This is a genomic window from Streptomyces sp. CB02959 (genome assembly GCF_002803155.1).
In the GTDB taxonomy this organism is placed as follows: Bacteria; Actinomycetota; Actinomycetes; order Streptomycetales; family Streptomycetaceae; genus Streptomyces.
Genome location: NZ_NNBP01000022.1, coordinates 14789 through 31736, shown reverse-complemented (window position 1 = coordinate 31736; position 16948 = coordinate 14789). Strand labels below are relative to the sequence as shown.

Here is a 16948-nt window from a genome sequence, read left to right as displayed (position 1 = left end):
GAGAACACCCCCGCGATGACGACGACCTCAGCGCCGACCACCGCCATCACCCACATCGCCCAGCTCGTCACCAACGACCCCTCCCTCGGTGAAGGCCCCCTCGGTCTGATCCAGGACGCCGCGGTCGTCGTCGACGGCGACCGCATCGCCTGGGTCGGTCCCTCAAGCAAAGCACCCGCCACCGACAACGCCGTCGACGCGGCCGGCCGGGCGGGCCTCCCCGGCTTCGTCGACTCCCACTCCCACCTGGTCTTCGCCGGCGACCGCACGGCCGAGTTCAACGCCCGGATGTCCGGCCGCCCTTACTCCGCCGGCGGCATCCGCACCACCGTCGCCGCCACCCGCGCCGCCAGCGACGACGCACTGCACGCCAACGTCGCCCGCTACCTGGCCGAGGGCCTGCGCCAGGGCACCACCACCCAGGAGACCAAGTCCGGCTACGGCCTCACCGTCGAGGACGAGGCCCGCGCGCTGCGCATCGCCGCCGCGCACACCGACGAGGTCACCTTCCTCGGCGCCCACATCGTCTCGCCCGACTACGCCGACGACCCGGCCGGCTACGTCGACCTGGTCACCGGCCCGATGCTGGACGCCTGCGCCCCGCACGCCCGCTGGGTGGACGTCTTCTGCGAGCGCGGCGCCTTCGACGGCGACCAGGCGCGCGCCATCCTCACCGCCGGCAAGGCCAAGGGCCTGATGCCCCGGGTGCACGCCAACCAGCTCGGCCACGGCCCCGGCGTCCAGCTCGCCGTCGAACTCGGCGCCGCCTCCGCCGACCACTGCACCCACCTCACCTACGCCGACATCGACGCGCTGGCCCAGTCCGACACCGTCGCCACGCTCCTCCCGGGCGCCGAGTTCTCCACCCGCGCCAAGTGGCCCGACGCCCGCCCGCTGCTCGACGCCGGCGCCACCGTCGCGCTCTCCACCGACTGCAACCCCGGCTCGTCCTTCACCAGTTCGATGCCGTTCTGCATCGCGCTGGCCGTCCGCGACATGGGGATGACGCCCGACGAGGCGGTGTGGTCGGCGACCGCGGGCGGCGCCCGGGCGCTGCGCCGGGACGACGTCGGCCGGATCAGCCCCGGCGCCCGCGCGGACCTGCTCCTGCTGGACGCCCCGTCCCATGTCCACCTCGCCTACCGTCCGGGCGTGCCGCTGGTGACGGACGTCTGGCACAAGGGCGTTCGCCTCTGAGGGGCGGCGTCCGGCACCGCCGGCGGACGCACAGAGGGCCCGTCCCGGACGTTTCCGGGGCGGGCCCTCGTGTGCACGGGCGTCGCCGGCCGCACGGGCCGGTGCCGACCGCGGGGGCTATTCCTCGATCATCAGGCCCTTGCGGAGCCGGACGAGGGTGCGGGAGAGCAGCCGGGAGACGTGCATCTGGGAAATGCCCAGCTCCTCGCCGATCTCGGACTGCGTCATATTGGCGACGAAGCGCAGCGAGAGGATCTTCCGGTCCCGGGACGGGAGTTCGGCGATCAGCGGCTTCAGCGATTCGACGTATTCGATGCCTTCGAGGCCGTGGTCCTCGTAACCGATCCGGTCCGCCAGCGCGCCTTCGCTGTCGTCCTCCTCGGGCTGGGCGTCCAGCGAGCTCGCGGTGTAGGCGTTGCTCGCGGCCATCCCTTCGACGACCTCGTCCTTGGTGATGTCGAGGCGTTCGGCGAGTTCGCCGACCGTGGGTGCCCGGTCCAGCTTCTGCGCCAGTTCGTCGCCCGCTTTGGCCAGGTCCAGGCGGAGTTCCTGAAGTCGCCTCGGAACCCGCACCGACCAGCTGGTGTCGCGGAAGAAACGCTTGATCTCGCCGACGATGGTAGGCATCGCGAACGTCGGGAATTCCACGCCGCGGCTGAGTTCGAAACGGTCGATCGCCTTGATCAGACCGATGGTGCCGACCTGGACGATGTCCTCCATCGGTTCGCTGCGGGAGCGGAACCGGGACGCCGCGAACTTCACGAGGGCGAGATTCAGTTCGACCAGGGTGTTACGGACATAGGCGTATTCGTGCGTGCCTTCGTCCAGCGATTCCAGACGCCCGAAGAGGGTTTTCGACAGGGCCCTCGCATCCACCGGACCCACTTCGTCGAACGGTGGGATCTCGGGCAGGCCGTCGAGCTCGGGCACGCTCGCCGGCTCGGTGGCCGCGGCGTGCGTCTGGGAAGGAATGTGACCGGTCACATCGGACCGGGGTGTCGACGATGCGGGGCGTTGGTCGTCCTTGATGCGCAATTCGTCGAGCCGGGGTGACATGTGTCTCCTCCATCGTTCTCGGCATATGGCTGCCGAAGCCTCTGCGTGAAGCTGCGGTGTGCGGCGCCTCCAAAGCCGGCCGTTTCGAATGTGTCCTTCTACGCCTACCTGGCTTCGATGGAAGAAGGCAAGTGCGTGTTGTCCGCAATCCGTCGCTATGCCCTTTCTACGGCTACCGGCGGGCGTCAGGAAGGCGTAGGGTTCGACGGGCGCAGTCATAAGCAATGTCGTCACCACAACAGTCGTCTAGGCAGCAAAAGGGGTGCGCTCGCATGGACCGCGGGACGGTCGGCAGTGCAAGCCGGGGTCGGCTTCACGTCGAGATCCGCCATCACGGCCCCAGCGCGGTCGTGACCGTCGCGGGTGAGCTGGATCACCACACCGCGGATCTGTTGCGGGAATCACTGGAAGGCTGCGTCGACGACGGATATGCACGCCTCGTGGTGGACTGCTCACCTCTTGAATTCATGGACTCCACCGGTCTGAACGTCTTGCTCGGTGCCCGGCTGAAGGCGGAGGCCGCGGGGGGCGGCGTCCATCTGGCCGGTATGCAACCGGTGGTGGCCCGGGTCTTCGAGATCACCGGCGCGGAGGCGGTTTTCACGGTGCACGACTCACTCGACGCGGCCTTGGTCGACTGACCGGTCGGGAAGCCCGGAAGGATGCGTTCCGGGCGCGTAGTCGGCGTCACAACTTCCGTACCCAAGAAGTGGGTGTTCTCGCGGTCCGGTCGGGCAGGAGACACCTGAATCCGTTGAATCAGTGAGTTATCTGTTGTCCGTGAACAGGCGAATCGGTGAGGTGAAGCGCTGATGAGCACCACCCGGCCGTACCCGCCGGGCGATCTCGGCCCGGAGCCGGGCGGCGCCGGCGCTTCCGCCGCCGTACCCGCAGGTCAGATCCGTCGGCTGCGGTTGGCGGGCACCCGGGGCACCGTGGCGCGGGCCCGCGACTTCGCCCGGGAGGCGCTGCACGACTGGGGCTGGCTGCCGGCCGCCACGGCCGATCAGCGGGCCGCGGCCGAGGACGTGCTGCTCGTCGTCTCCGAGCTGGTCACCAACGCCTGCCTGCACGCCGAGGGCCCCGAGGAGCTGCGGCTGCGCTGTGCGGCCAAGGTGCTCCGCCTGGAGGTCAGCGACCTGGGCGCGGGCTCGCCGGCGCCGCGCAGCCCGCACCGCCCCGGACGTCCGGGCGGCCACGGCATGTTCATCGTGCAGCGGCTGTGCCTGGACTGGGGCGTGGTGCGGAACACCGACGGTGCGGGCAAGACCGTCTGGGCGGAGCTGGCCGCCCCGTCCTGAAGCGGCGGCGGACCGGAGGATGCCGAGCGCGGGCCTACGGGCCCGCGCTTCGTCGTTTCCGGGGCCGGGTCGTGGCCGGGTCCTGGCCCGGGCGAGCGGTCTTCCAGGCGGATCCGGGCGGTGCCGCGTATCGGAGCTGTGCCGTGCCTTCCCTCGGCAACCTCCCGGGCGTACCTTGAGCGCCCAATCTGATGTGCCGTCAGTAATATCGGGCGGCGCGCCGACCGGGAGAAGGGGAATCCGAGGTGGCCCGCTTCCACGCACAGCACGCCAGGCGGCCGCGGCGGGCGGCCGGGCTGGCCGCGGCCGCGGTGACAGTGGCCGGTTCCGCGGTGCTGTTCACCGCACCCGTCGCACACGCCGAGGTCGTCGACGTCAACTACCAGTGCAAGACGCCGATCGGCAACAAAGGGGCGGTCTCGCCCATCGACATCAAGGGAACGCCCAGCGGGAGCTCGTACAAGCTCGTGATGTCGTTCCAGAAGGGGGTCTCCTCCAGCCCCGTCGAACTGGGCAAGGGCGCGATGAAGCCCAGCGCGGTGATCCAGCTGGGCGGCGCGGAGAGCGGCACGGTGCCGGTCAGCGGCCCGCCCAACGACCAGGCGATTCCGGCCAACACGCCGATCAAGATCAGTGACCTGAGCGGCACGTACACCCCGAAGGCCAGCGGGAAGGTCACCTTCACCGCCTCCACGCTCACCATCAAGGCGCTGGGCACCACCACCACCTGCACGCCGAGCAACCACCCCAAGCCTTCCCTGTCCCTGGACGTGAAGGGCAGCGGCGGGTCCGGCGGCAGTGGCGGGTCCGGCGGCAGCGGTGGCTCCGCGGCGGCGGGCGGCTCGACCGGCGGCGGCCAACTGCCGCAGACCGGACCGGCGGACTCCGCCCTCGCCCTGGGCACCCTCGGCGGCACCGTGCTGCTGGCCGGCGCGGCCGGCGTGCTCTGGCTGACCCGCCGTCACCAACGGGCCTGACCCCCACCGGGAGCCGCCGATGCCGTTCCGTCCCCGCACCGCGGCCACCGGCGCCGCCCTCGCGGCCGCCGCCGTCCTGCTGTGCCCCGCGGCGGCCGCGGCCCGTCCGCCCGCCGCCGCACCGGCCGGGCCGTCCGCCCCCGCACCACCGGGCTGGTCCGCCGCGCCGACCGGGGCCGCCCGGACGTCCTACTACCTGGAGGGACCACCGGGCACCGCGCTCACCGACCGGCTGGCCGTCCGCAATCCGTCCGACCGGCCGGTCACCGTACGACTGGCCGGAGACGGCGCCGGGGCACGGCTCGCGTTCGGCACGGCGGAGGTGACGGTTCCGCCGCGGACGCAGGCGAGCGTGCCGTTCACGCTGACCGTGCCCGGCACCGCCACCCCCGGCAGCCGCCCCGGCACGCTCACCGTGACCGGCACCGCGCCCGGCGCCCGGATCCGGATCCCGCTCCGGCTGCGGGTGACCGGGCCCACGCTGTCCGCGCTCACCGTCGAGCACGTCTCGGTGACCCGGCAGGGGAGCACCGCAACCATCCACTACACCCTGGTCAACCGCGGGAACACCGCCCTCCGGCCGCGCCTGGAGGTCCGCGCCGACGGCCTCTTCGGGCCGCTGCTGCACCGGCCCGCCCGCCCCCTGCCGGACGTCCTCCCGCCCGGCGCCCGCGTCGACCGGACCGAGACCTGGCCCGATCCGCCCGCCCTGGACGCGGCGGACGTACGGCTCACCGCGACCGCGGCGGGCGGCGCGCGGGACACCGCCACCGCCCGGTACACCGCCGCCCCTTGGGGCGCGGGCGCCGCGCTGCTGCTCCTCCTGGCGGCGGGCGGGGGCGGCTGGGCCGTCCTCCGGCACCGCGGACGCACCGGCCGCGCGGACCGTACGGGAGCCGGCGGAGCACCCGACGACGGTGGCGGCGGCCCGCCGGCCCGGCCCGAGTCCCGGACCACCGACGGCGCACGGCGGGCGAGCGGAACCAGGACGGAGCGAACGGACAGGGCGGACCGGACCGGCAGCAGAAGCGGGACGAGCAGTACGGGCAGTACGGGCAGTACGGGCAGCACGGGCAGCACGGACGGGACGGACGGGACGGGGCCCACCACGGCGGCCGCGAGGACGGGATCAGGGGTGCGCGGGTGAACGGTGAGACGGGCGGGAACGGCGAGAGCCGCCGGAGCGGTGAGAACGACGGGACCGGCGGCAAGGGCGAGCGGGAGACGGCGCCGACAGGGGCAGGGGCAAGGACAGGGACAGGGAGGGAGACTGACGCCCGGTCAGGGGTGGACGCCGCGGGCCGGGCCGGTCGGCCGACCGGCAACCGGGCCGGGTGGCGTCACCGTCCGCCCGTCCTGCGCGCGGCCCTCGCCCTGGCACTGGCCCTGTTCCCGGTCCTGCTGCCCGGCCTGCCCGCCCCGGCCGCACGCGCCGACCCGGCCGGCGGCGCGCCCTCCGCGGCGGTCTCCCAGAAGGAGGCGGGCACCGGCGGCAGCGTCACCGTCACCGGGCGGGGCTGGCGCCCGCACACCCTGCTGACGCTGCTGATCTGCGGACAGAACATGATCGGCGGCACCAACTCCTGCGCCAACGGCGACGGGCGGGCCGTCACCACCGACGACCGGGGCGCGTTCAGCAAGCCGCTGCCGGTCGCCGAACCGCCCAAGCCCTGCCCCTGCGTGGTGCACGTGGCGACCGTGACCGGTCCGGCGGCCGCCGCGGACGCCCCGTTCAAGGTGGCCGGGCACCCGGTCGCGCCGCTGCCGCAGGACGTCAGCGCCGGTCGGCTGGCCGTCCTGGCGCAGCCCCGGCTGACCGGCAGCAGCGGACTGCTCACCTGGTTCGGCGCCCCGCCGCAGCGCGAACTGACCGTCACGGTCGGCAACTTGGGCTCGGCGCCGGCCAAGGACCCGGTCTTCCAGGTCGGTACCTCGCACGGCGTCTTCGCGCCCCAATGGGAGGACCAGCAGTGGCGGGGGACCGTCCCCGCCGGACGGAAGGCCGAGGTCAGGCTCCCGGTGGAGCTGGCCGCCGGGGCGCACGGGGACTACCTGGTCTCCCTCAAGTACGGCGGCAAGCTGCTGGTCGAGCAGCCGTGGGAGGTCGGCCGGCCGTGGGGCGTGACGCTCTTCTGGGTGCTGCTGTGCGTGGTCGTGCCGACGGCGGTGTTCCGGATCGGGATGGCGGTCGTCGACCGCGTCCGCCCGCCCCGCCCGCGCACCACCGTCCGCCCCGCCAGGACCCCGCACCGTCCGCACGCCCGGCGCACCACCAGGGACCGGCGCAGGAACCAGCCCGAGCGCCGGCAGCAGGACCAACAGCAGGACCAGCACGGCACGGACCCCGGCACCGCACCGGACGGCACCACCGCCCTGCCGTGGTTCACCCCGGACACCGCACCGTCCACCACATCAACCGGACAACCCCCCTCGAAAGGTTCCGCGTGATGACGTTGATGAGGCTGACCCGGCCCACCAGGCCGACCGGACAACGCAGACGAGCGGGCACCGCCGCGGTGGCCGCGCTGGTCCTCGCGGGGGCGGGCGTGGTCACCGCCGCCGGGACCGCCCAGGCGGCCGACGTGGCATACCGGACGGAGTGCCTGCCGCCGCCGATCTCGGGGCTGCCGCCCGTCGAGGGCACCACCAAGGTGGAGGTGACCGCGCCCGCCACCGCCAAGGTCGGCGACGCGGTCGAGGTGGTCTGGACGACGGTCCAGGCGGCCTCCCAGAACCCCGGCATCCTCGACCTGGCCAAGGACACCGTCCAGCCGACCGGCACGGTCAAGGTCGCAGGGGTGCAGACCGGGGACCTGGCCGTGCAGGGCCCGCGGCAGAACCCGCCGATCCCGAAGAACAGCCCGATGAAGCTGTCCGCCATGAAGGGCACGCTGAAGCTCACCGCACCAGGAGAGGTCACGCTGACGCCCGGTGCGTACAACATCAACGTCAACAAGCCGATCTCCACGGACACCAAGTGCACGCCCAAGGAGGCGGTGCCCCCGGCGGTCACCATCAAGGTGACGAGCGGCGGAGGCTCCACCGGCGGGACGACCACCGGCGGGACGGCCAGCGGTGGCACCACCAGCGGCGGGACGACCGCCGGCGGCACCAGCTCCGGCGGTACCGGCTCCGGTGGCGCGACCACCGGCGGCGGCAGCGCGGGCACCAGCGGCGGCACCTCCGGCGCCTCCGGCTCCACCGGCGGCTCGGGCGGCTCGGGCGGCGACCCCGACGGCACCGCGTACAAGGGCAAGGAGGTGCAGGTCCCCTACGCCTGCAAGACGCCCATCGGCGACAAGAAGGCCACCTCGCCGGTCCAGATCAACGCCGTCAAGAAGAGCGGCGCCTACGACCTGACGGTGCACTTCGCCAAGTCCGTCATGGACAGCCCGGCCGACATCCCCAAGGGCTCGGTCAAACCGTCGATGGACGTGAAGGTGGGCGGCGCCGACAAGGGCTCCGCCAAGGTGGAGGGTCCCACCAACGCCCAGCCCATCAAGGCCGGCCAGCCCATCGCGATCCCCGACCTCAAGGGCACCTACAAGCCCGGTGCCACCGGCAAGGCGACGCTCACCCCGGGCGTCCTCACCGTCAACGCCCTCGGCACGACCACCACCTGCACCCCGGAGAAGGACCCCGGGGTCTCGCTCGCCCTGGACACCGCCGCCCAGCCCGGCGGCACCTCGGGCGGCTCGGCGGGCGGCGCGTCCTCCGGGAGCGGCGCGGCCGGACCGGCCAGCGTGTCCGGCGGCAGCGGCAGCGCCGGCGGCCTCGCCCAGACCGGCGCGGACGACCACGGCGCGCTGACCGCCCTCGGCGTGCTCGCCGGCACCGTCGTCCTGCTCGGCGCCGCGGTCTTCACCTTCGCCCCGCGGCGGCTGCGCCGCTGACGCCCTGGAACCGGGGCCACGAGGCCCCGGACATACGGAAGGGCCCGGCACGCAACCAGCGTGCCGGGCCCTCTTTCCCCTATCGGGGACCGATCAGCGGACGTCGCCCATGAGCGCGACGATCTTCTTGCGGCTCACCCACACCGCGACACCGGCCAGCACCGCCAGCCCGGCCTCGGCGGCCAGCACCGGGGGCCCGCTCAGGTCCGCGCCGGCGGTGGAGAGCAGGCTGGTGATGCAGTCGCCCGCGGTGACGGCGAGGAACCACACGCCCAGCATCTGGCTGGCGTACTTCTGCGGAGCCATCTTGGTGGTCACCGACAGGCCGACCGGGGACAGGCACAGCTCGCCGACGGTCTGGATCATGTAGATGGACAGCAGCCACATCGGGCTGACCTTCGTACCGTCCGAGGCCATCATCATCGGGATGATGAAGACGGCGAACGAGGCGCCGATGAAGAACATCGCCATCGAGAACTTCACCGTGGTGCTCGGCTCGCGGTCGCGGCGCGCCAGCCACATCCACAGCCAGGCGATGACCGGGGCGAGCGCCATGACCCACAGCGGGTTCACGGACTGGAACCACGACGACGGGAAGTCCATCCCGAAGACCTGGCCGTTCGTCTTCTTCTCCGCGAAGACGGACATCGTCGAGCCCGCCTGGTCGAAGATCATCCAGAACACCGCGGCGGCCACGAAGAACCAGATGTAGCCGCTGACCTTGGTCTGCTCGGTGTCGGTCAGTTCCTTGTCGCGCTTGATGCGTCCCAGAACCGTGATCGGAATGATCAGGCCGAGCAGCGCGAGCGGGATCAGCGCCCAGTCCAGGGTGAAGTGGCCGGTGAAGCCGACCACGCCGTAGAAGACCGCGGCGGCGGCGACCCAGATCAGGCCCTTGCGCAGCCACATGGCGCGCTCCTCGGCCTGCAGCGGGGTCGGCACGACGCTGGACTGCGGGCTGAGGTGGCGGGTACCGACCAGGAACGACACCAGGCCCAGGGCCATGCCGACCGCGGCCAGCGCGAAGCCCAGGTGCCAGTTGATGCTCTGGCCGACGGTGCCGATCACCAGCGGCGCCGCGAAGGCACCGATGTTGATGCCCATGTAGAAGAGGGTGAAGCCGCCGTCCCGGCGCGGGTCCTGGGGACCGTTGTAGAGGTGGCCGACCATCGTCGAGATGTTGGACTTCAGAAGGCCCGAGCCCACGGCGACCAGCGCCAGACCCGCGAAGAACCCGGCCTGCCCCGGCACGGCCAGCACCAGGTGGCCGGTCATGATGACACCCGCCGCGATGGCGACGGTCTTGCGCGGTCCCCAGATACGGTCGCCGATCCAGCCGCCGGGCATGGCCAGCAGGTAGACCATCGCCACGTAGATGGAGTAGATGGCCGAGGCGGTGGCCGCGTTCATGGCCAGACCGCCGGCCTGGGCGCCCTTCTCGGCGTCCGGACCGCCGGAGATCAGGTAGATCACGAGCAGGGAGCGCATGCCGTAATAGCTGAAGCGCTCCCACATCTCGGTCATGAAGAGAGGGGCCAGGCCGCGGGGGTGGCCGAAGAAGGTCTTGCCGCCGTTGGCAGGGGTTCCCTGCTGGGCAGCGTCCTTCGTCAGGCTGGACGCCATGGTGGTTCCTTGCTTCTCGGGACGCGTCCGAGAGTCGGTGCGCGCCCGTGTGGGGATGACCGGCACCGCCCGCCCCCCACGTCCGGGAGGTTCGTCCCACACGAGGAGGGTCGACGGGAGGCCGAACACCGGGATCCACGCCCCCGTGCCGCGACAGCGCGGCCGGCGGACCCGGTCGACAGGTCTTTCACTGTGTCAGGGGCTGGGGGTACCAGCCCCACACACAACAAGGACCGATGGCTTCGAGTTCTGCGCCATCGTCCCGGTGGTTGTGCGCTGGACGTTCCGGACACAATACGTCCGCTCGGCGGCCCGGGGGGAGTGGTGAGAGAACGCTCACACTCGCGCAGGGAACCGTTTGAGGCCGTCCGTGCGACCGTGCCCACGCCCGCGCGCCCCCGGCTCAGGCGCGTGAGCGGGCGCAGAACGGACCCGCTGTCGCCCATCCGTGCTGGTCCGCCCCTTCCTGTCGGTACATCGGACTACCATCGGCCCATGACCCGTGTACTGCTCGCCGAGGATGACGCGTCCATCTCGGAGCCGCTCGCCCGCGCCCTGCGCCGCGAGGGTTACGACGTCGAGGTGCGTGAGGACGGCCCGACGGCACTCGACGCCGGTCTCCAGGGCAACATCGACCTCGTGGTCCTGGATCTGGGGCTGCCCGGTATGGACGGTCTTGAGGTCTGTCGCCGGCTGCGCAACGAAGGCCATTCCTTCCCGATCCTGGTGCTGACCGCCCGCGCCGACGAGGTGGACACCGTCGTCGGCCTGGACGCCGGCGCGGACGACTACGTCACCAAGCCCTTCCGGCTCGCCGAGTTGCTCGCCCGGGTCCGGGCCCTGCTGCGCCGCGGCTCCACCGCCGAGCCCCAGCAGCCGCCCGCCACCCACGGCGTGCGGATCGACGTCGAGTCGCACCGCGCCTGGATGGGCGACGAGGAACTCCAGCTCACCGCGAAGGAATTCGACCTGCTGCGGGTCCTGGTGCGGGACGCCGGCCGGGTCGTCACCCGCGACCAGCTGATGCGCGAGGTCTGGGACACCACCTGGTGGTCGTCCACCAAGACGCTGGACATGCACATCTCCTGGCTCCGCAAGAAGCTCGGGGACGACGCCGCCAACCCCCGGTACATCGCCACCGTCCGCGGGGTCGGCTTCCGCTTCGAGAAGAGCTAGGGGCCCGTGCGCCGCCGACTGATCAACTCCACGCTCGCCGTGGTGCTCGTCGTCATCGCCGTCTTCGGCGTCTCCTTGGTGATCGTCGAGACCCGCACCATTCAGTCCGGCGCACAGGAGAGCGTGGCCTCCGAGGCGGTCCGACTGGTCGGGATAGTGGAGAGCCGGCTGGGCAGCGGCGAGAAGATCACCCCGGAGATCCTCTCCGAACAGATCACCGTGCACCGCTACGCCGAGATCAAGGTGCCCGGCAAGCCGAAGATCGAGATCGGGCAGCGCCCGGCCGGCGACGTGATCGAGTCGGAGGTGCGCGGCGACCAAGGCGAATCGGTCATCGTCCAGGAGTCCCGCTCCACGGTCAGCGCGGAGATCGGCCGGACCCTGCTGGTGATCCTCGCCGTCGCCCTGCTGGCGATCCTGGCGGCCGTGGTGCTCGCCATCCGGCAGGCCCGCCGGCTCACCGCCCCCCTCACCGACCTCGCCGAGACCGCCGAGCGGCTCGGCTCCGGCGACCCCCGGCCCCGCCACCGCCGCTACGGCGTCCAGGAGCTGGACCGGGTCGCCGACGTCCTGGACGCCAGCGCCGAGCGGATCGCCCGGATGCTCACCGCCGAGCGCCGGCTCGCCGCCGACGCCTCCCACCAGCTGCGCACCCCGCTCACCGCGCTGTCCATGCGGCTGGAGGAGATCACCCTCACCGACGACCCGGACACCGTGAAGGAAGAGGCCACCATCGCACTGGCCCAGGTGGAGCGGCTGACGGACGTGGTGCAGCGGCTGCTGACCAATTCCCGGGACCCGCGCACCGGCTCGGCGGTCGCCTTCGACCTGGACGAGGTGGTCAAGCAGCAGATCGAGGAGTGGCGCCCGGCCTACCGCAGCGCCGGACGGGCCATCGTCCGCTCCGGCAAGAAGGGCCTGCGGGCCGTCGGCACCCCGGGCGCGGTCGCCCAGGTGCTGGCCACCCTGATCGAGAACTCCCTGATGCACGGCGACGGCACGGTCGCGCTGCGTACCCGCGTCACCGGCAACCAGGCGGTCGTCGAGGTCACCGACGCCGGCCCCGGGGTCCCGCCGGACCTCGGCTCGCGGGTCTTCGAGCGGACCGTCTCCGGCCGCAACTCCACCGGCCTGGGGCTCGCCGTCGCCCGCGACCTGGCCGAGGCGGACGGCGGCCGCCTGGAGCTCCTCCAGCAGCACCCGCCGGTCTTCGCGCTCTTCCTGGCCCGGGAGGGCGAGCCCACCGAGGAGTGAGCCCCACCGGGCGGTGGGCGGAACCTACTTCCGGGCCGCGCCGCTCGGCAGCCGGGAGCCGTCCGCCAGGAACGACTCGGCGGTCTCCACCGCCTCCCGGGCGGGCAGCGCCCGGAAGACCCAGGTGCGGTACGACCAGAAGCGGAAGAGCGTGGCGATCCCTATGCCGAGGAACTTGAAGACGTTGCTCTGCAGCGGGCTGTCCCAGTCGAACCCGTAGGTCGCGGTGTACAGAATGCCGTTCTCGATGACCAGGCCGACCACGCTGAACAGCAGGAACAGCGTCAGCTCGCGGGTCCGGCCGCGCTTTTCGCGGTCCCGGTAGGCGAAGTAGCGGTAGCCGACGTAGTTGGTGGCGGTGGCCACCACCGTCGCCACGATGCTCGCCCGGACCACCGGGAGCTCCGTCAGGTGCCGGACGAGGTTGAAGACCGCGAAGTTCACCACGACCCCGGCGCCGCCGACGGCACCGAACTTCATGATTTCCCGGGTGAGCGCCTCCAGCCTCGACCGCAGCGCGCTCCGTTCACTCATGGTGATCGTTCAGCTCCCCGTCGTGGGCGGTAGGCGGGCCGGCGACCCGGTAGGCACCCTCATGCTAACCACGTGCGCCACGCCGCGGTGCGGGGGTGGTCCGTCCCGCGACAGGGCGCATGAATGCGGTCACGGCAGGTGGTGCGGCCGGCCGTCAGCCGACCGTGATCCGGAAGTTGAGAGCGCGCGCCCCGGGCTCGTCCGCGGCCCCCGCCGCGCACCGCCGGCAGCGCAGCAACCGCAGGTCGGTGCGGCCCGGGTGGACGGCCTCGAAGTCCAGCGCCCGGGAGGAGCCGTGGTCGGGTGGCGGCGGTCCACCGGGCGCGGCCCGGTCGCCGCCGGCCCGCAGAACGGCCGGATCCGGTCGCGGGGCGGCGACGATCCACTGGTAGCCGTCGTCGGGGTCGTCGGGGACCTCGATGGTGAAGCGGTCGCCGGCGGAGACCGCGATCTCGGTGTCGCCGGGGCCGTACACCTCCGGCCCGGACAGCTGGCTGACCACCGTGTACAGGGCGATCAGCAGTGCGGCGACGGCGACGACGGTCACCAGCGCCCGGGAGCTCCTCGTTATGTCGCCGCTCTCCATGCGGCCTCCCCCTATCGCCGGGCCGGGCCGGAAACGTTCGCCGCCGGCCCCGGAACCTCACCGCGGTGATGGAACTTCCCGATCACCCTCGAACGCCTGCTCTCGGATGATCCTCCAAGTGCGGGTCGGGTGCACGACTGCCGGGCGGCTACCCTGGGGGCGTGACGTTCCCGGTAGTCGGCATGGTCGGCGGCGGTCAGCTCGCCCGTATGACCCACGAGGCGGGTATCCCCCTCGGCATCAAGTTCAAGCTCCTCAGTGACACCCCGCAGGACTCGGCGGCTCAGGTGGTCAGCGAAGTAGTCGTCGGCGACTACCGAGATCTGGACACCCTGCGCGCCTTCGCCCGCGGCTGCGATGTCATCACCTTCGATCACGAGCACGTCCCCACCGCGCACTTGCGGGCGCTGGAGGCCGAGGGCATCCCCGTGCGCCCCGGCCCGGACGCGCTGGTGCACGCCCAGGACAAGGGCGTGATGCGGGCCAAGCTGGACGCCGTCGGCGTGCCCTGCCCGCGCCACCGCATCGTGTCCGACCCGGCCGACGTGGAGCGGTTCGCGGCCGAGATCAGCGAGGGCGGCGCGGAGCGCCTCGTCGAGGGGCGGTGGCCGGGCGACGGGTCGGGCGGCTTCCCGGTGGTCCTCAAGACCGTCCGCGGGGGCTATGACGGCAAGGGCGTCTGGGTCGTACGTTCCTCCAAGGAGGCGGCGGAACCGTTCCTCGCCGGCGTGCCCGTCCTGGCGGAGGAGAAGGTCCCCTTCGTCCGCGAACTCGCCGCCAACGTCGTCCGCTCCCCGCACGGCCAGGCCGTCGCCTACCCGGTCGTGGAGTCCCAGCAGGTCGACGGCGTCTGCGACACCGTGATCGCCCCGGCCCCCGACCTCTCCGACGAGCTCTCCACCCACGCCCAGCAGCTCGCCCTGCGGATCGCTGACGAACTCGGCGTCGTCGGGCACCTCGCGGTCGAGCTGTTCGAGGTCCGGGACGCCGACGGCACCCCCGCCGTCCTCGTCAACGAGCTGGCCATGCGCCCGCACAACTCCGGCCACTGGACCCAGGACGGCGCGATCACCTCGCAGTTCGCCAACCACGTCCGGGCCGTCCTCGACCTCCCGCTCGGCGACCCGCGCCCGCGCGCCCGCTGGACGGTGATGGCCAACGTCCTCGGCGGCGACTACCCGGACATGTATGCGGCCTACCTCCATTGCATGGCCCGCGATCCGCAGTTGAAGATTCACATGTACGGCAAGGACGTGAAGCCGGGCCGCAAGGTCGGGCACGTCAACACCTACGGCGACGACCTGGCGGACGTGCGTGAGCGCGCCGCGCACGCCGCCGGCTATCTGCGAGGAACGATCACGGAATGACTGCGAGCACCCCCGTCGTCGGCATCGTCATGGGCTCCGACTCCGACTGGCCCGTCATGGAAGCCGCCGCCCAGGCCCTGGACGAGTTCGAGATCGGCTACGAGGTCGACGTGGTCTCGGCCCACCGCATGCCGCACGAGATGATCGCGTACGGCGAGCACGCGGCCGACCGCGGCCTGAAGGCGATCATCGCCGGCGCCGGGGGAGCCGCCCACCTGCCGGGCATGCTCGCCTCCGTCACCCCCCTCCCGGTCATCGGCGTCCCCGTCCCGCTGAAGTACCTCGACGGCATGGACTCCCTCCTCTCCATCGTCCAGATGCCGGCCGGCGTCCCGGTCGCCACGGTCTCCGTCGGCGGCGCCCGCAACGCCGGACTGCTCGCCGCCCGGATGCTCGCCGCGCACGACCCGGAACTCCTCTCCCGCATGAAGGACTTCCAGCAGGAGCTGAACGACCAGGCCACCGAGAAGGGCAAGCGGCTGCGCACCAAGGTCGCCGGGTCCGCCGGCTTCGGCTTCGGGGGCGGCAAGTGACGGCGGCCCGCGAGGCCGCGCTGGAACTGCTCGCCCGCTGGCCGGTCGTCGACGGCCACAACGACCTCCCCTGGGCCCTGCGCGAACAGGTCCGCTACGACCTCGACCGGCGCGACGTCGCCACCGACCAGAGCGCCAGCCTGCACACCGACATCCCCCGCCTGCGGGCCGGCGGCGTCGGCGCACAGTTCTGGTCGGTGTACGTACGCTCCGACTACGCCGGCGACCACGCCGTCAGCGCGACCCTGGAACAGATCGACGTCGTACACCAGCTGACCACCCGTTACGCAGCGGACCTACGCCTGGCGACCACCGCCGACGACATGGAGGCGGCCCGCACCGAGGGCCGCATCGCCTCCCTCATGGGCGCCGAGGGCGGCCACTCGATCAACAACTCGCTGGCCACCCTGCGGGCCTTCCACACCCTGGGCGTCCGCTACATGACGCTCACCCACAACGACAACAACGACTGGGCGGACTCGGCGACCGACACCCCGCGCCACCACGGCCTGTCGGCCTTCGGCGAAGAGGTCGTCCGCGAGATGAACCGCTGCGGGATGCTCGTCGACCTCTCGCACGTCTCCCCGGACACCATGCGCGACGCGCTCCGGGTCAGCACCGCGCCGGTGATCTTCTCGCACTCCTCGGCCCGCGCGGTCTGCGACCACCCGCGCAACATCCCCGACGACGTGCTGGCCCAACTGCCCGCCAACGGCGGGGTCGCGATGGCCACCTTCGTCCCGAAGTTCGTGCTCCCCGCGGCCGTCGAGTGGACGCTGCGCGCCGACGAGAACATGCGCACCCACGGCCTGCACCACCTCGACACCACCGAGGCGGGCATGGCGGTCCAGCGCGCCTTCGAGGCCGCCAACCCGCGCCCGACGGCCACCGCCGCCACCGTCGCCGACCACCTCGACCACATGCGCGAGGTCGCCGGCGTCGACCACATCGGCATCGGCGGCGACTTCGACGGCACCGCCTTCACCCCCGCCGACCTGGCCGACGTCGCCGGCTACCCGAACCTCATCGCCGAACTCCTGGACCGCAAGTGGTCCCCGACCGACATCGCCAAGCTGACCTGGCAGAACGCGGTCCGGGTACTCCGCGCGGCGGAGGCGGTGTCCCGTGATGAGCGGGGGCGGCGGGGGCCGTCGAATGTGACGCTCGCCTAGCCGGCTGGTTTTGCCCCGTACGTTGTCGGCTGGCCCGCCGTGGGGGTTGCTGTTTTTGCGCCTTGCGGCGCGGGCCGTTGCCGCTGTGCGGCGTCGTTTCGCCTGCGGCGGGCCGGTCCGCTGCGCGGGGCTGGTCGGGTGCGGTGCCGGGTCTGTGGGGTGGGGGTGTGCCGGACTGCTTCGCTTTACGTCCGGCACACCCCCACCCCACAGACCCGTCCCCTCCCGTTGGTGGGTGGAATTCAGGTGAGTTGGGGTGTCCGTAGGGGGCCGGTGCGG

16 protein-coding genes are annotated in these 16948 nt (G+C 72.3%); 12 read left to right on the top strand and 4 right to left on the bottom strand.

The genetic code is table 11. The features are described 5' to 3' along the window. The first annotated feature begins 15 nt into the window (after positions 1-15). Positions 16-1197, top strand: a complete 1182-nt coding sequence (hutI, locus tag CG747_RS30785; RefSeq protein ID WP_100605137.1) for an imidazolonepropionase — start codon at positions 16-18, stop codon at positions 1195-1197. Positions 1198-1314: 117 nt separating this feature from the next. Here the strand turns inward: hutI and CG747_RS30780 are convergent, their stop codons facing one another. After that, positions 1315-2253 (bottom strand): RNA polymerase sigma factor SigF, encoded by a 939-nt coding sequence (locus CG747_RS30780; protein ID WP_100605136.1) that lies wholly within the window; start codon positions 2251-2253, stop codon positions 1315-1317. Positions 2254-2525: 272 nt separating this feature from the next. On the opposite strand from CG747_RS30780, the gene CG747_RS30775 reads away from it, so the two are divergent. The 6 genes from CG747_RS30775 (at position 2526) to CG747_RS30750 (ending at position 8424) form a co-directional block, all read left to right on the top strand. After that, positions 2526-2894, top strand: a complete 369-nt coding sequence (locus tag CG747_RS30775; RefSeq protein WP_100605135.1) for an STAS domain-containing protein — start codon at positions 2526-2528, stop codon at positions 2892-2894. Positions 2895-3065: 171 nt separating this feature from the next. Then, positions 3066-3554: an ATP-binding protein gene (locus CG747_RS30770; RefSeq protein WP_100605134.1), complete on the top strand. Its 489-nt coding sequence runs from the start codon at positions 3066-3068 to the stop codon at positions 3552-3554. 245 nt (positions 3555-3799) lie between these two features. Continuing rightward, entirely contained in the window at positions 3800-4531 is a 732-nt protein-coding gene (locus CG747_RS30765) for an LPXTG cell wall anchor domain-containing protein (RefSeq protein ID WP_100605133.1), read from the top strand. A gap of 19 nt (positions 4532-4550) precedes the next feature. Then, on the top strand, positions 4551-5678 hold the full coding sequence (locus CG747_RS30760; RefSeq protein WP_100605132.1) for a hypothetical protein: 1128 nt from the start codon (positions 4551-4553) through the stop codon (positions 5676-5678). 140 nt (positions 5679-5818) lie between these two features. Next, a complete protein-coding gene (locus tag CG747_RS30755) occupies positions 5819-6979 on the top strand; it encodes a hypothetical protein (RefSeq protein ID WP_374701843.1) in 1161 nt (386 codons plus the stop codon). Further along, complete coding sequence (locus CG747_RS30750; RefSeq protein ID WP_100605131.1) at positions 6979-8424, top strand: hypothetical protein; 1446 nt, start codon at positions 6979-6981, stop codon at positions 8422-8424. The genes CG747_RS30755 and CG747_RS30750 overlap by 1 nt, the downstream gene beginning before the upstream one ends. A gap of 93 nt (positions 8425-8517) precedes the next feature. Here CG747_RS30750 and CG747_RS30745 read toward each other — a convergent pair whose 3' ends face one another. Next, on the bottom strand, positions 8518-10047 hold the full coding sequence (locus CG747_RS30745; RefSeq protein ID WP_100605130.1) for a peptide MFS transporter: 1530 nt from the start codon (positions 10045-10047) through the stop codon (positions 8518-8520). A gap of 495 nt (positions 10048-10542) precedes the next feature. Between CG747_RS30745 and CG747_RS30740 the strand changes: the two genes are divergently transcribed. Together CG747_RS30740 and CG747_RS30735 are read left to right on the top strand one after the other, a co-directional pair. Continuing rightward, positions 10543-11223 carry a response regulator transcription factor gene (locus CG747_RS30740; protein WP_016575659.1) on the top strand — a complete coding sequence of 227 codons (681 nt, stop codon included), beginning with the start codon at positions 10543-10545 and terminating at the stop codon, positions 11221-11223. 6 nt (positions 11224-11229) lie between these two features. Further along, positions 11230-12477 carry an ATP-binding protein gene (locus CG747_RS30735; RefSeq protein WP_100605129.1) on the top strand — a complete coding sequence of 416 codons (1248 nt, stop codon included), beginning with the start codon at positions 11230-11232 and terminating at the stop codon, positions 12475-12477. A gap of 24 nt (positions 12478-12501) precedes the next feature. Here the strand turns inward: CG747_RS30735 and CG747_RS30730 are convergent, their stop codons facing one another. Beyond that, positions 12502-13011: a GtrA family protein gene (locus CG747_RS30730; RefSeq protein ID WP_100605128.1), complete on the bottom strand. Its 510-nt coding sequence runs from the start codon at positions 13009-13011 to the stop codon at positions 12502-12504. A 154-nt stretch (positions 13012-13165) separates the two neighbouring features. Next, on the bottom strand, positions 13166-13597 hold the full coding sequence (locus CG747_RS30725; RefSeq protein WP_257980856.1) for a protease inhibitor I42 family protein: 432 nt from the start codon (positions 13595-13597) through the stop codon (positions 13166-13168). Positions 13598-13758: 161 nt separating this feature from the next. On the opposite strand from CG747_RS30725, the gene CG747_RS30720 reads away from it, so the two are divergent. Genes CG747_RS30720 through CG747_RS30710 form a run of 3 tightly spaced genes read left to right on the top strand, consistent with a single transcriptional unit; the run spans position 13759 to position 16669 of the window. Next, complete coding sequence (locus tag CG747_RS30720; protein WP_257980855.1) at positions 13759-14964, top strand: 5-(carboxyamino)imidazole ribonucleotide synthase; 1206 nt, start codon at positions 13759-13761, stop codon at positions 14962-14964. Then, positions 14961-15497, top strand: a complete 537-nt coding sequence (gene purE / locus CG747_RS30715; RefSeq protein WP_100605125.1) for a 5-(carboxyamino)imidazole ribonucleotide mutase — start codon at positions 14961-14963, stop codon at positions 15495-15497. The genes CG747_RS30720 and purE overlap by 4 nt, the downstream gene beginning before the upstream one ends. Further along, on the top strand, positions 15494-16669 hold the full coding sequence (locus CG747_RS30710) for a dipeptidase (protein ID WP_100605124.1): 1176 nt from the start codon (positions 15494-15496) through the stop codon (positions 16667-16669). The genes purE and CG747_RS30710 overlap by 4 nt, the downstream gene beginning before the upstream one ends. The last annotated feature ends 279 nt before the right edge of the window (positions 16670-16948 follow it).